Genomic DNA, 13,186 nt, shown 5'->3' with positions numbered 1-13,186 from the left:
TCGTCGTGGCGGCAGGATGCGGTGGAACGCGCACATATATGAAGGAGACTGTCGTGTCGGCGAACAGCTTCGACGCCCGCAGCACGCTGCGCGTGGGCGACGAGTCGTACGAGATCTTCAAGCTGGACAAGGTCGAGGGCTCCGCGCGCCTCCCTTACAGCCTGAAGGTTCTCCTTGAGAACCTGCTCCGCACCGAGGACGGCGCGAACATCACCGCCGACCACATCCGTGCGCTCGGCAGCTGGGACTCCCAGGCCCAGCCGTCCCAGGAGATCCAGTTCACGCCCGCCCGCGTGATCATGCAGGACTTCACCGGTGTGCCCTGTGTCGTGGACCTCGCCACCATGCGTGAGGCCGTGAAGGAGCTCGGCGGCGACCCGGCCAAGATCAACCCGCTGGCCCCGGCCGAGCTGGTCATCGACCACTCCGTCATCGCCGACAAGTTCGGCACCGCCGACGCCTTCGGCCAGAACGTCGAGCTGGAGTACGGCCGCAACAAGGAGCGCTACCAGTTCCTGCGCTGGGGCCAGACCGCCTTCGACGAGTTCAAGGTCGTCCCCCCGGGCACCGGCATCGTCCACCAGGTCAACATCGAGCACCTGGCCCGTACGGTCATGGTCCGTAACGGTGTGGCCTACCCCGACACCCTCGTCGGCACCGACTCGCACACCACGATGGTCAACGGCCTGGGCGTCCTCGGCTGGGGCGTCGGCGGTATCGAGGCCGAGGCCGCGATGCTCGGCCAGCCGGTCTCCATGCTCATCCCGCGCGTCGTCGGCTTCAAGCTCACCGGTGAGCTCAAGCCCGGCACCACCGCCACGGACCTCGTGCTCACGATCACCGAGATGCTGCGCAAGCACGGCGTCGTCGGCAAGTTCGTCGAGTTCTACGGTGAGGGCGTCGCCGCCACCTCCCTGGCGAACCGCGCCACCATCGGCAACATGTCGCCGGAGTTCGGCTCCACCGCCGCGATCTTCCCGATCGACGACGAGACGCTGAAGTACCTGAAGCTGACGGGCCGCGACGAGCAGCAGGTCGCGCTCGTCGAGGCGTACGCCAAGGAGCAGGGCCTCTGGCTGGACCCGGCCGCCGAGCCCGACTTCTCCGAGAAGCTGGAGCTCGACCTCTCCACGGTCGTCCCGTCGATCGCCGGCCCGAAGCGCCCGCAGGACCGCATCGTCCTCGCGAACGCCGCGCAGCAGTTCGCGCTCGACGTGCGCAACTACGTCGAGGACGACGACGAGGCGGGCAAGGAGTCCTTCCCGGCCTCCGACTCCCCGGCCGCCACCAACGGCGTCCCGTCGCGCCCGACCCTGGTCACGGCCCCCGACGGCTCGACGTACGAGATCGACCACGGCGCCGTCACCGTCGCCGCGATCACCTCCTGCACCAACACGTCGAACCCGTACGTGATGGTCGCCGCCGCGCTCGTCGCGAAGAAGGCCGTGGAGAAGGGCCTGACCCGCAAGCCGTGGGTCAAGACCACCCTCGCCCCGGGCTCGAAGGTCGTCACCGACTACTTCGACAAGGCCGGTCTGACGCCGTACCTGGACAAGGTCGGCTTCAACCTCGTCGGCTACGGCTGCACCACCTGCATCGGCAACTCGGGCCCGCTGCCCGAGGAGGTCTCGAAGGCGGTCAACGAGCACGACCTGGCGGTCACGTCGGTCCTCTCCGGCAACCGCAACTTCGAGGGCCGCATCAACCCCGACGTCAAGATGAACTACCTGGCGTCCCCGCCGCTGGTCGTCGCGTACGCCCTCGCGGGTTCGATGAAGGTCGACATCACCAAGGACGCCCTGGGCATCGACCAGGACGGCAAGCCGGTCTACCTCGCGGACATCTGGCCGACGGAGGCCGAGGTCAACGACGTCGTCGCCAACTCCATCGGCGAGGACATGTTCAACAAGTCCTACCAGGACGTCTTCGCGGGTGACGCCCAGTGGCAGGCCCTGTCGATCCCGACCGGCAACACCTTCGAGTGGGACACCGAGTCCACCTACGTCCGTAAGCCCCCGTACTTCGAGGGCATGACGATGGAGACCACCCCGGTCTCCGACATCACGGGCGCGCGCGTCCTCGCCAAGCTGGGCGACTCGGTCACCACCGACCACATCTCCCCGGCCGGTGCGATCAAGGCCGACACCCCGGCCGGTCAGTACCTCACGGAGCACGGCGTCCAGCGCCGTGACTTCAACTCCTACGGCTCGCGCCGTGGCAACCACGAGGTCATGATCCGCGGCACGTTCGCCAACATCCGCCTGCGCAACCAGATCGCGCCGGGCACCGAGGGCGGCTACACCCGCGACTTCACCCAGGCTGCGACTGCTGACGCGGCTCCGGTGTCGTTCATCTACGACGCCTCGCGCAACTACATCGAGCAGGGCATTCCGCTGGCCATCCTGGCCGGCAAGGAGTACGGCTCGGGCTCGTCCCGTGACTGGGCCGCCAAGGGCACCGCGCTCCTCGGCGTCAAGGCCGTCATCGCCGAGTCGTACGAGCGCATCCACCGCTCGAACCTCATCGGCATGGGCGTCCTGCCGCTCCAGTTCCCGGAGGGTGCGACCGCCGAGTCCCTCGGCCTGACCGGCGAGGAGACCTTCTCCTTCACCGGCGTCGAGGAGCTCAACAACGGCACCACGCCGCGCACGGTCAAGGTCACCACCGACACCGGTGTGGAGTTCGACGCGGTCGTCCGCATCGACACCCCCGGTGAGGCGGACTACTACCGCAACGGCGGCATCATGCAGTACGTGCTCCGCAGCCTGATCCGCAAGTAGGCGGTCCGGCAAGGCGGTTGGGCCGCATCCCCGAGCTTTCGGGGGTGCGGCCCTTCGCGTGTGTTCAGACCTCGGCGCGCACCAGGCCCAGCAGGCCGGGGAAGCGCTTGTCCAGCTCGGCCCGCCGCAGGACGGCCGTGCGGCTGTTGCCGTGGTCGACCATGCGCAGCAGGCCCGCCTCGCGCATCACCTTGAAGTGGTGCGAGGTCGTCGACTTGGAGACGGGCAACTCGAAGTAGGCGCAGGTGCGTTCGGTGTCCGCCGGTTCTCTCAGGAACTGGGCGATCACCCCGAAGCGCAGCGGGTCGGCGAGTGCGTGCAGGACCGTGCGCAGGTCCATCTCGGCCGGTGTGGGGTGGCCGTCCTCGTCCGGCATGGTGTGTCCCTTCGTCCCGATCGTCGCCCAGGTTCTACTTGCATCGTACCTTTCTGCCGTGCGAGGGTCAGGTTCGATCAATTGCGAACCTCTGTCCGACCTCTCTTCTTCGGGGGCTCCTACGCATGTCCGGAACAACTACCCTTCACGTCCCGCCCGTTGAGGGGGCGCGGCGCCAGGGCCTCACCCTCGCCGCCGTCCTCCTCGCCGTCTTCGTCGTCCCCATGTCGATCTCCGGCACGGCCGTCGCCCTGCCCGGCATCGACGCCGACCTGGGCGCCTCCGACGCCGCCCTGCAGTGGGTCGTCAACGCCTTCAACGTTGCCTTCGCGTGCTGCACCCTCGTCTGGGGTTCCGTCGCCGACAATGTGGGCCGGGTGCGTGTCTTCGCCGCGGGCGCTGCGCTGTTCGCCGTCGCCGCCGCAGCGAGTGCCCTCGCCGGGAGCGCCCTCGTGCTCGACGCCGCCCGCGCCCTCGCCGGGGTCGGCGGTGCCGCGATCTTCTCCGCCGGGGCCGCGATCCTCTCCACGGCGTACGAAGGGCCCACCCGCGCCCGGGCGTTCGCGCTCTTCGGGGCCGTCGCGGGCATCGGCGTCTCGCTCGGCCCGACCATCGCCGGTCAGCTGGTCGCGGGCGTCGGCTGGCGCTGGGTGTTCGCGCTCCACGCCGCCGCGCTGGCCGTGGCGCTGCTCGCGGTGCCGGTGATCGCGCGCTCGGTGCCCGCGACCGTAGGGGGATCGGCGCGCCTCGATGTCCCGGGCGCCCTCGTCTTCGTCGCCGCGATGGTGCTGCTGACCTGTGGAATCGTGCAGGCCTCGCAGTGGGGTTGGGGGAGTGCGGGAGTGCTCGCGCTGTTCGCCGCGGCGGCCCTCGCGCTGATCGCGTTCGTCCGCGTGGAGCGGCGCAGCGCGCACCCCGTCCTCGACCTCGGGCTGCTCGGCGAGCGCCGCTTCCTCGGCCTTGCGCTCGTCCCTGTCGCGGCCTCGTTCGGCTTCGTCACACAGCTCACGTATCTGCCGAGCTACCTCACGGCCGTCACCGGGCGCGACGGATCGGCCGCCGGATGGCTCATGCTGCTGCTGACCGCACCGGTCCTGGTCTCACCCGTGGCCGCTGCGAAAATCGTCGAACGGGGTGTTCCCGCACAGGCGTTGATCCTCACGAGCCTCGGCTGCCTCGTCGTCGGCGACCTCGGGCTGCTGCTCTTCTCGGCGCACGCGGCGGTCGCCGTCGTCGCGCTGCCGATGATCGTCACCGGGGCCGGGATGGGCCTGTCGGCCGGTCTCGTCGACGGACAGGCCCTCGCCCTCGTACCCCCGGAGAAGGCCGGCATGGCCGCCGGGTTCGTCAATACGCTCCGCCTCGGCAGCGAGGCCGTCGCGGTGGCGGTGTACGGGTCGTTGCTCACGACGCTGCTGGGCGGCGGTCACACGTACAACTCCGCTTTCCACGGCCTCCTTTGGGGTCTCGCGGGGGTGAGTCTGGGGCTCGGTGCGGTGATTGCATGGCTGCTGCGCGGGCCTGTGGGGACGCCGCGGGCAGACCTGGCGCGTCGCGCGCGGCGATGAGTTCCCGGGCCCAACTGTTCTGGCGGAAGTGAGGCGAGGTCCGGCGCACCACCGGGCTGGCCTGAACTCCCCACGGCCACAGGACACTTACTTCGATTCCTGATGCCTGCCCTTATGGTGGAAGGCGTTCCGTGACGCATGCGCGTCGAGGAACGTACGCCGACGCAGGTGGCCGACGGGGGTGGGCAGTGGATCCGGGGACAGTGGGACTGCGGATCGCGTCCGCGGTGGTGGTGCCGTTGCTGAAGCGGCTCGTGCTGCCCCCGCCCAAGGTCCCGGGAGCCGAGTTCACCGAACGGCCCGTGCGCATCCAGGGCCTGCTGTCCTTCGTGGGGGACCACCCCACCGTCAGCCGCGACGATCTGCACCGGCTCGCCCGGGAGCTGGTGCGGCGTGCGGTGCGCGCGGCCGGTCCCCACGAGCGGCCCGTCGAGGACGACGAGCACGACGCCGTCGGCCAGGCCCTGACCCGGACCCTGTTCGCCTTCGGCGAGCTGGACATGGACGACGTACAGATCTTCCTCATGGGGCCCGAGAAGCTGGCCGCCGCACTGTCCCGGCAGGCCGGCCCCGACACCCGCCGGCTCCTTACCCGGGACGCGGCCCTCTTTCACGACCGCCTCCTGGAGACGGCCTGTGTGCACCTGGTGCGGTTCTTCACGCAGCGGCCGGGGTTCGACGCGCGGGCGCGGCTCGCGGACGCCCGCGAACTGCGCGATGTCCACCGGACTTTGGAGGTCGTGTTGCGCAGGGTGTCGGGCGACGACCGGGCCTTGCTCGACGGCCGATTCGAGGAGAGCTACGCGCAGTACGTCGTCCGGCGGCACGGCACCCTCACCATCTACGGAGTCGACCTGCGCGACCCCGGAGGCCTGGAATGGCCCCTGGACACCGCCTACTTGAGTCTGCGCGCCGTCGCCGCACCGGCCCCCGGCAGCGAGTCCGACGATCCCGACGACGAGCCGGAGAGCGGCCTGGACGAGAGCGTCGAGGAGGCCCTCGCCACCCGCGGCCGCGTCCTGTTGCACGGCTTGGCCGGCACCGGCAAGACGACCCTCGTGCAGTGGCTCGCGCTCACCACCGCGCGGCAGGACAGCGTGCCCGGCAACCTGCCGCAGCTCCTGGGCCGCGTCCCCTTCGTGCTCCCGCTGCGCAACCTCGCCCGCGAAGGCGCCGGGCTCCCGCTGCCCGACGACTTCCTGCGCTGGATGGACTGCCCGCTGGTCGGCACCGAACCCGACGGCTGGGCCACCCGCGTGCTGCAGAACGGCCGCGGCCTGATCCTCGTCGACGGCCTGGACGAGATCCCCAAGGCCGACCGCACCCGCACCCGGAACTGGCTGCGCGAGCTCCTCGGCATCTTCCCCGGCAACCTGTGGCTGGCCACCACCCGCCCTTCCGCGCTCGGCCCCGGCTGGCTGCGGCGGGAGGACTTCCACGAGTTCACCCTCGACGCGCTGCGCCCCGCCGACCTGCGCCGCTTCATCGGCCGCTGGCACGATGCGGCCGGCGCGCGCCCGGGACTCGGCGACGAGCTGATCCAGGCGCTGCGCGCGAGCCCCGGCCTGAGCAGGCTCGCCACCAACCCGCTGATGTGCAGGCTGATCTGCGCCCTGCACCGCGAGCGCCGCGGATTCCTGCCGCGCGGCCGCGCCGCCCTCTACAAGGCCGCGCTGTCCATGCTGCTCGAACGGCGCGACATGGAAAGGGAGTTGTACGGACGCGGCGGCGGACCCGAGCTGGACGAGGAGGCCGCCACCGAGCCTCTCAAGCGCCTCGCGTACTGGCTGATCCGCAACGAGCGCACCCAGATCGAGCGGGACGACGCCGTGGACGTGGTGCGCCGCCTCCAGCCCCAAGTACCCAGCCTGGACCACCTCGGAGAACCCGAGGACGCCCTCCAGTACCTGCTCGAACGCTCCGGGCTGCTGCGCGAACCCGTCGCGGGCGCCGTCGACTTCATCCATCGCACGTTTCAGGACTACCTGGGCGCCAAGGCTGTATTGGAGGAGCGTGACTTCGGCATGCTGGTGAGGAACGCTCATGTCGATCAATGGGAGGACGTGGTCCAGATGGCCGTCGCGCAGGCCGACCACAACGGGCGCGCCGAACTGCTGATGCGGCTGAGCGACCGCGGCAACCGCGAGAAGGACGACACCGTCCGGGCCCGGTTACGTCTCCTCGCCCTCGCCTCCCTGGAGCAGGCGACCCGTCTGCAACCCGCCGTGCGGCAGACCATCGAGGCCGAGGCCGCGCGCATGCTGCCACCGCGCAGTCTGCGCCAGGCCCGGGTTCTCGCCCGCACCGGGCCCCTCCTGCTCGGCCTGTTGCCGCGCGCCGACGCGCTCGACAGCGATGAGGAACTCGCCACGGTCCACGCCATCTGCCAGATCGGCGGGGACTCCGCCATCCCTCGGCTGCGCGAGTTCCTCGACACCCGTCAGTCGGCCGTACGCGCTCAACTCCTCGGTCACTGGGACCGGTTCGACACCGACACCTACGCCGAGGAGATCATCCGGCCGCTGCTCGCCACCTCCCCGGCCGAGTCCGTCACCGTGCGCTCGGCGGCCGAGCTCGCCGCCCTCGCCGCCCTGCCGGGCTGCGAACGAGTGGGGATCCACGGCGACTTCGACCCCGAGGCCATCCGAGCCGCTCTCGACCCGGGCCGGCTGCGCGAACTGCGACTGCGTGGCGCCCGGCAGCTGCGCGACCTGACGCTGCTCGACGACTTCGGCGCCCTGGAAGAGCTCACCCTGCAGGGCTGCCGCAACCTCACGGACCCCGCCCCGCTCACCCGGCTGCCCCGGCTGCGCAGCCTCACCCTCGCCGACCTGCCGCAGTTCGAGGCGCTGTCCGACCTGGCAGGCTGCCCCGGCCTGGACGCCCTGCACCTGGGGCCCCAAGTACCCTGGCGCGGCCTCGCCGAACTGCCCTTCCTCGACCGGCTGCGGGTCCTCGCGCTGCCCCCGGGCACCGTGGAGCTGGCCGAGCTCGCCCGCTGCACGGCGCTGCGGGAACTGCGCCTGCACGAAGCCGGCGACAACCTGCTCCCCGACGACTGGGGCAAGACCCTCGCCACCCTGACGGCGCTGCGCACGCTGACCGTGTCGCCGGAGCAGCTGAGCGTGCTGCTGTTCGGCCAGCGCGCGCAGATATCCGCGGTCACCCACCTCTACGTGTACGCGAAACCCGGGTCCCCCGTGTCGCTGCGGCGTATCGCCCGCTGGCTGCCCGGCCTGACGGAGCTCCACCTCACCCAGGGCACCGACATAGACCTGGCGCCGCTGAAGGGCATGAGCGCGCTGCGCCGGGTGCGGCTCGCCTATGCGCGCGACGTGAGCGCGGCCGAGGAACTGCCCGCCGGAGTCGACCTGGAGATATATCCGCATCCCTGACGCACTGCCTTGACGCACTGCCCTGACGCCTTGCCCTGCCCTGCCGGGCCGCGACCGCCCGCGTGATCCTCTGGCGAGAGATCCACCACGCCGGTAAGTTCGGTGGTACGAGAGGCAGTTGTGCACACCGAGGGGAACCGGGACACTTCTGATGGGCAGGTCGCCAGTGCCATTTCTGTACGCGCGCGACCCCTTGGTGCGTTCCCTCGTCCCCGCCCTCACCGGCCTCGCCTACGACGAACGGGCCCGCAGAAAGCGGGAGTTCGGCGACGACGTGCCCGTCGTCCTGATCACCGGTCAGCACGGCATGGGCCGCAGCGCCGTCCTCGACGGGCTCGCCCGGCACTACCACCGCAGACTCTCCCTCGCCCATGTACGCGTGGTGCCCGCGGGCACCACCGCCGCACCGGACGCCGCACGGCCGGCCCCTGCGGGCGGTCCCGAACCGGCCCGCGCCGCCGACCTCGTGGAGATCGTCGAGCGGTTGGTGTGCGCGTTCACTCCCTCGCTCGCCCGGTTCCCCGTGCTGGTCCCCGGCCTGTTCGCCGTCTCCGGCTGGCACGCGGGCGACGTCGAGGAGCGGGACGCCCTCTGCGCTCGCCACGCCCGCCTGCTGATCGCCTGCGGCCTGCGTACCGGCGACGAGCGCGACGTGGCGCGCGAGTGGTCCGCGCAGGTGGAGGCGTCCATCGCGGCGCACGCCGACGGCGCGGCCGACGCCGCCGAGGAGGCCGACTCCCTGCCGGTCACCCGGGCCGTCCTGCGCGAACTCGACACGCTGCGCCCGGCGGGCGCAGCCCGCCAGTGGTACGCCAAGCGGCACCCCCTCGCCGACGATGTCGCAGGCGTCGACGGTGCGGAGGGTGCCGACGGCGGCCGGGACCCGCTGGTGCAGCTCGGCCGCCGCTTCCACCGCGGCGGCGACTACCGGCGCGCCGTCGAGTCCGACCTCATGGCGGCCTTCCTTCAGGAAGTCGGCGCGGCCTATGGCTGGGTGCACCTCCTGAACCGCGACCCCTGGCCACTCATCCTGCTCGACGAGGCGCACACCCCCGCAGGGCAGCGCTTCCTGGACCTGCTCCTCGAACACCGCGCCGCGCCGCAGCGGACCGGCCGCGACCGCATCACCGTCGTCGCCGCCCGCCTCGGCGACCTCCCCGAGGACGAGGCCCCGCACGCCGTACGCAGGGAACTCGCCGACCTGCTGCCCCCTGCGGGCGGCCCGCAGGGCGACCACGCCGCCCAGGTCTGGCAGCGCACCGGCCACGACCCGTCGGCCGGTCTGCTCGTCGTGCCGCTCACCCCGCTCGGCCGCGACGACGTCCTGGCCATGCTCGACCGGGCCTCCTCCCGGCTGCTCCACCCCCACCTGGCCTCCGCACTGCACGCCCTGACCGGCGGGCACCCGCTGGCCGGAAAGCTGCTCTGCGACGCGGTGGTGCACGCCGCGGGTGAGCGCCGCACCGTCACGCCCAAGGACCTGCTCGACCTGGAGACGGAGAGCGGGCGGCCCGTCACTCAGGTGCTCCTGGAGGACCTGCTGCCCGACCGCCGCCAGCGCGACCGCCTGGTCGTGCTGTGTCTGGCCAGGGACCACCAGGCCGCGGCGGCGCTCGCCGAGGACCTGGCCCTGGACGGCCCGGAGCAACTGCCCGTGAACGCGGCGGCGCAGTACCTCGTCGAGCGCCATTGGCAGCGCCCCGTGCCCCCCGAAGTGCCCTTGGTGGACCACGCGTTGCTGCAGACGCTCCTCGTCCACGAGGCCCGCCGCACCTCGCCCCCGGCGGGCGAGCCGCACAGCTGGCACCAGATCCACCGCTTCCTGCACCTGCACCACGTACAGCGCGCCGACACCGAGGAGGCCGACGCGCTGCGGCACAGCCTGGCCACCGGGAACGCGGCGCAGGTCGTGGACATGCTCGCCGACGAGTTCGACGCCGAGGAGGCCGAGCAGAGCGTCGAGCACTGGCTGCTCTGCCTGCGGCGCTGTGCCTCGGCCCCGACCCCGCCCGCCGACAGCTCACCGGACGGCGCCGCCCCCTGGACCGACGAGCGCGTACAGATCGCGCTCGGCGAGCACGCCTCCCGCTACACCCACCTCGACGAGGCGGGTCGCGGCATCAACCGCCTGCTGCACGCCCTGTGGTACCTGTCCGAGCCGTACGCCGACGCGTCCATCGACCCCGATGCCGAGACGCTGTGCCAGGCGGTCGGCGACGAACTGGGCTTCCTCTCCCGGCGCCACCCCACGTGGTACGCGGCGCTCGGCAGGGCCGCCCGCGACTGGCCGCCCGCCGCTCGCAAGAGACAACCCCTGCCCATCCCCGCCATCGAAGGATCATGATGTTCAGTGGCCGACCCAAGGAGTGGGGTCCGCTGGATTGGTGCGTCGCCCTGGTCGTCGTACTCGTCCTGATCGGTGGCTTCGTCGCGTGGCAGCAGACCCGCCCCGGCCCGTGCGGCGACGGCATGGACAAGCGCGGGGACGACTGCGTCGGCGTCACCGACCGGGCCTTCGAGACGGGCGACGACACCGTCGACAGCCTGCTCCGTGCCGTGGCGGACGAAAACGCGCGCGTGAAGCGCCAACGGGACGACCCGCAGGGCCAGTCGGCCCGCATCCCGTACGCACGGATCGCGCTGATGATGCCGTTCACCTCGGACTCCACCAGCGCGATGACCCGCGAGATGATCCGGCGCAGTCTGGCCGGCGCGCTCGCGGCGCAGCAGCAGGCGAACAGCGCCAGTGGCCCCCACTACCAGCTGCTCCTCGCCCCCGACGGCCGCGACCTCGACCAGTGGCAGGACGTCGTCGACCGGCTCGGCGAACTGACCCGGGACAAGGAAGCACCACTGGTCGGTGTGACCGGCATCCCCAGCAGCACGATCCACACCCGCGAGGCGGTCGCCGAACTCTCCCGCCGCTCCATTCCCACCGTGGGCCCCGTGATCACCGCGGCCTCGATGAACTCCCGCTACTTCTTCAAGGCGTCCCCCAACAACGAGCAGTTCGCCCAGGCCCTCGGCGAGTACCTGAAGGAACACCCCGGCAAGAGCCGTGGCTTTCTTGTCTGGGACAGCCGCGAGGACGACGTCTACTCGCAGGACCTGCGGGCCGTCTTCAAGAAACGCTTCGGTACCGACTACGACCTGGACGCCAACAACTCACACTTCATCGGCTCGTCCGGCGACGACCAGGGCATCCCGCGGCGGTTCGCCGACGCGGCCGAGAAGATATGCCGTGACAAGGCGGACACGGTCTTCTTCGCGGGCCGGGACCAGGACCTGCCCGCGTTCATCAACCGCCTCGCGGACGAGGGCAGTTGTGACCGGAGTCAGCAGCTGCGGATCCTGAAGATCGGCATCGGCCTGGAGCCCACCCTCACCACCCCGTCCACCGTGCTCAGCCTGCACACCACCAACACGACGATCGTGGACGCCTCCGCCTACGACCCCGACTGGGCGAAGGGCGAGAACTCCCCGCCCCGAGGCTCCGCCGCCTTCCTGGCCCGCTTCCAGAAGATCGACAAGACCTACGGTGTGGGGCCGTCGCCGCTCTCCGACGGCTACGCGGCGATGTACTACGACGGCTTCACCCTGCTCGCCGGCGCGGTGGACCGCACGTACAGCGAGGTCAACGAGGGCGGGACGCAGACGCGGGAGCCCGCCGGGCTCCCCACGGCCAAGGACGTGTACAGCACCCTGACCATCTCGACCATCGACGGAAACGACTGCACCGGCTGCCTGGTGGGCGCCGGCGGCACGTACGGCTTCACGGGCCCGGGCGAGAACGACCAGTGGGCGGTCTGCAAGCCCGTCCCGATCGTCGAGTTCCCGTCCACATCAGCGAAGTCGCCTCCGCTGTACCGCACTTACCGCGGCGACAAGGCGGGCACCTGCCCTTCCTGAGCGGTGTCAGCCGCGCCGCCGGCCATGGCGCGGCGCTGGACGACGACGCAGTCCTCGCCCAGGCCGAGCAGTGCTCGTACGGTGTGGGATCCGATGAAGCCGAGACCTCCGGTGACGACCGGTGACGAGGACCATCGCCCCTGTCCTTTCTGTGGGTCCTGCTTGGAGTCGTCCTTCCTCACTTGCTCTGCAGCGTCCCCAGCGGGTTGGGGTCGTCGTCCAGGGCGGCGGCCGCCGTCTTCCAGTCCGCGCCCTCGGGGGAGAGGGCGCTGTGCAGGAAGGCCGTGGTGAGCTGCTGGATCAGGGCCACGCGGGCGGGACTCTCGTCCGTCGTCTCGGCGACCTCGTAGCCGGGGATGCCGCCGAGCGAGTGCTCGGCACCGAACAGGGTGAGCAGGCTCTTGCTGCCCGGGCTGTACGTGTACGGGTCGGTGAACCAGTCCGGTCCGCGGGTGGACAGGTGGGACTGGTCGCTGTCCCCGGCGACGATCAGCGATGGCGGGGTCATGGTGTCGAACGACGGCCTCATGAAGGGGAGATGCTCCAGCGCGAAGGGCGTCAGATCGTCGCCCAGGCCGGTCAGGGCGAACAGCACACCCGCCTTCACGCGCGGGTCGGACATGTCCTCGCCGGGAACGCCGTCGGCATCGAGGACGCGCGCGCCCAGCAGAGTGCTCGCCGTCTGCGCTCCCCAGGAGTGGCCGGCCACAGCGATGCGGTCGTGGTCCACGCGCCCGCCGAGGCCCGGAACGGCGGCCTCCAGGACGTCGAGCCCGTCCAGCGCACGCGTGAGGTCCTCGATACGGATACGCCAGATCCGCGGCGTACGGGGATCGTCGGCGGGGATGCCGAGCGTCCGCGAGTCGAGGTGGGTGGGCTGGACGACCACGAAGCCGTGCGCGGCCCAGTGATCCGCCAGCGGGGCGTAGCCGTCCATCGACCAGCCGAAGCCGTGCGAGAAGACGATGACGGGCAGGTCCGTGCCGGTCGCGGGCGCGGACACGCGGACCTGGAGGTCCTCACCGCGGCCCGGGGCGGGCAGGACGACCGGCTTCGCGGAGATCACGGGGGTGGGTGCGACCGCGGTCTTCGGCGCGTTCGCGGTGGGGGAGTGGGGCATGGGAGTGCCATCCGTTCGGTTGCTTGTTCGCCGGTCGC

Annotated in this window: 8 protein-coding genes; 5 read left to right on the top strand and 3 right to left on the bottom strand. The window is 71.2% G+C overall.

Translation table 11 applies throughout. The annotated features are described in order from the left end of the window. Window positions 1-53 precede the first annotated feature (53 nt). Entirely contained in the window at window positions 54-2,780 is a 2,727-nt protein-coding gene (gene acnA / locus OG698_RS14680; RefSeq protein ID WP_399967406.1) for an aconitate hydratase AcnA, read from the top strand. A 64-nt stretch (window positions 2,781-2,844) separates the two neighbouring features. On the opposite strand, the gene OG698_RS14675 is transcribed toward acnA, so the two are convergent. Continuing rightward, window positions 2,845-3,156, bottom strand: a complete 312-nt coding sequence (locus OG698_RS14675) for an ArsR/SmtB family transcription factor (protein WP_399967407.1) — start codon at window positions 3,154-3,156, stop codon at window positions 2,845-2,847. 125 nt (window positions 3,157-3,281) lie between these two features. Here OG698_RS14675 and OG698_RS14670 point away from each other — a divergent pair, with 125 nt between their 5' ends. The 4 genes from OG698_RS14670 (at window position 3,282) to OG698_RS14655 (ending at window position 12,028) form a co-directional block, all read left to right on the top strand. Continuing rightward, on the top strand, window positions 3,282-4,724 hold the full coding sequence (locus tag OG698_RS14670) for an MFS transporter (RefSeq protein WP_406103446.1): 1,443 nt from the start codon (window positions 3,282-3,284) through the stop codon (window positions 4,722-4,724). 188 nt (window positions 4,725-4,912) lie between these two features. Next, window positions 4,913-8,119 (top strand): NACHT domain-containing protein, encoded by a 3,207-nt coding sequence (locus OG698_RS14665; protein WP_406103445.1) that lies wholly within the window; start codon window positions 4,913-4,915, stop codon window positions 8,117-8,119. A gap of 166 nt (window positions 8,120-8,285) precedes the next feature. Next, window positions 8,286-10,463 carry an ATP-binding protein gene (locus OG698_RS14660; protein ID WP_406103444.1) on the top strand — a complete coding sequence of 726 codons (2,178 nt, stop codon included), beginning with the start codon at window positions 8,286-8,288 and terminating at the stop codon, window positions 10,461-10,463. Continuing rightward, a complete protein-coding gene (locus tag OG698_RS14655; RefSeq protein ID WP_406103443.1) occupies window positions 10,460-12,028 on the top strand; it encodes an ABC transporter substrate-binding protein in 1,569 nt (522 codons plus the stop codon). The genes OG698_RS14660 and OG698_RS14655 overlap by 4 nt, the downstream gene beginning before the upstream one ends. Here OG698_RS14655 and OG698_RS14650 read toward each other — a convergent pair. Beyond that, window positions 11,992-12,210: an NAD-dependent epimerase/dehydratase family protein gene (locus tag OG698_RS14650; protein WP_406103442.1), complete on the bottom strand. Its 219-nt coding sequence runs from the start codon at window positions 12,208-12,210 to the stop codon at window positions 11,992-11,994. The two genes, OG698_RS14655 and OG698_RS14650, sit on opposite strands and share 37 nt — an antisense overlap. Continuing rightward, entirely contained in the window at window positions 12,207-13,148 is a 942-nt protein-coding gene (locus tag OG698_RS14645) for an alpha/beta hydrolase family protein (protein ID WP_406103441.1), read from the bottom strand. Before OG698_RS14645 ends, OG698_RS14650 begins: the two co-directional genes overlap by 4 nt. Between the last annotated feature and the right edge of the window lie 38 nt (window positions 13,149-13,186).

Source organism: Streptomyces sp. NBC_01003, from assembly GCF_045162695.1.
GTDB lineage: Bacteria > Actinomycetota > Actinomycetes > Streptomycetales > Streptomycetaceae > Streptomyces.
The sequence above is the reverse complement of the archived record's forward strand: the minus strand, read 5'-3'. Positions and strand labels throughout refer to the sequence as shown.

Bases quoted from the DNA above. Each gene is read 5' to 3' on its own strand.
- OG698_RS14645 (WP_406103441.1), bottom strand. From the start codon at position 13,148: ATGCCCCACTCCCCCACCGCGAACGCGCCGAAGACCGCGGTCGCACCC.
- OG698_RS14670 (WP_406103446.1), top strand. From the start codon at position 3,282: ATGTCCGGAACAACTACCCTTCACGTCCCGCCCGTTGAGGGGGCGCGG.
- OG698_RS14675 (WP_399967407.1), bottom strand. From the start codon at position 3,156: ATGCCGGACGAGGACGGCCACCCCACACCGGCCGAGATGGACCTGCGC.
- OG698_RS14655 (WP_406103443.1), top strand. From the start codon at position 10,460: ATGATGTTCAGTGGCCGACCCAAGGAGTGGGGTCCGCTGGATTGGTGC.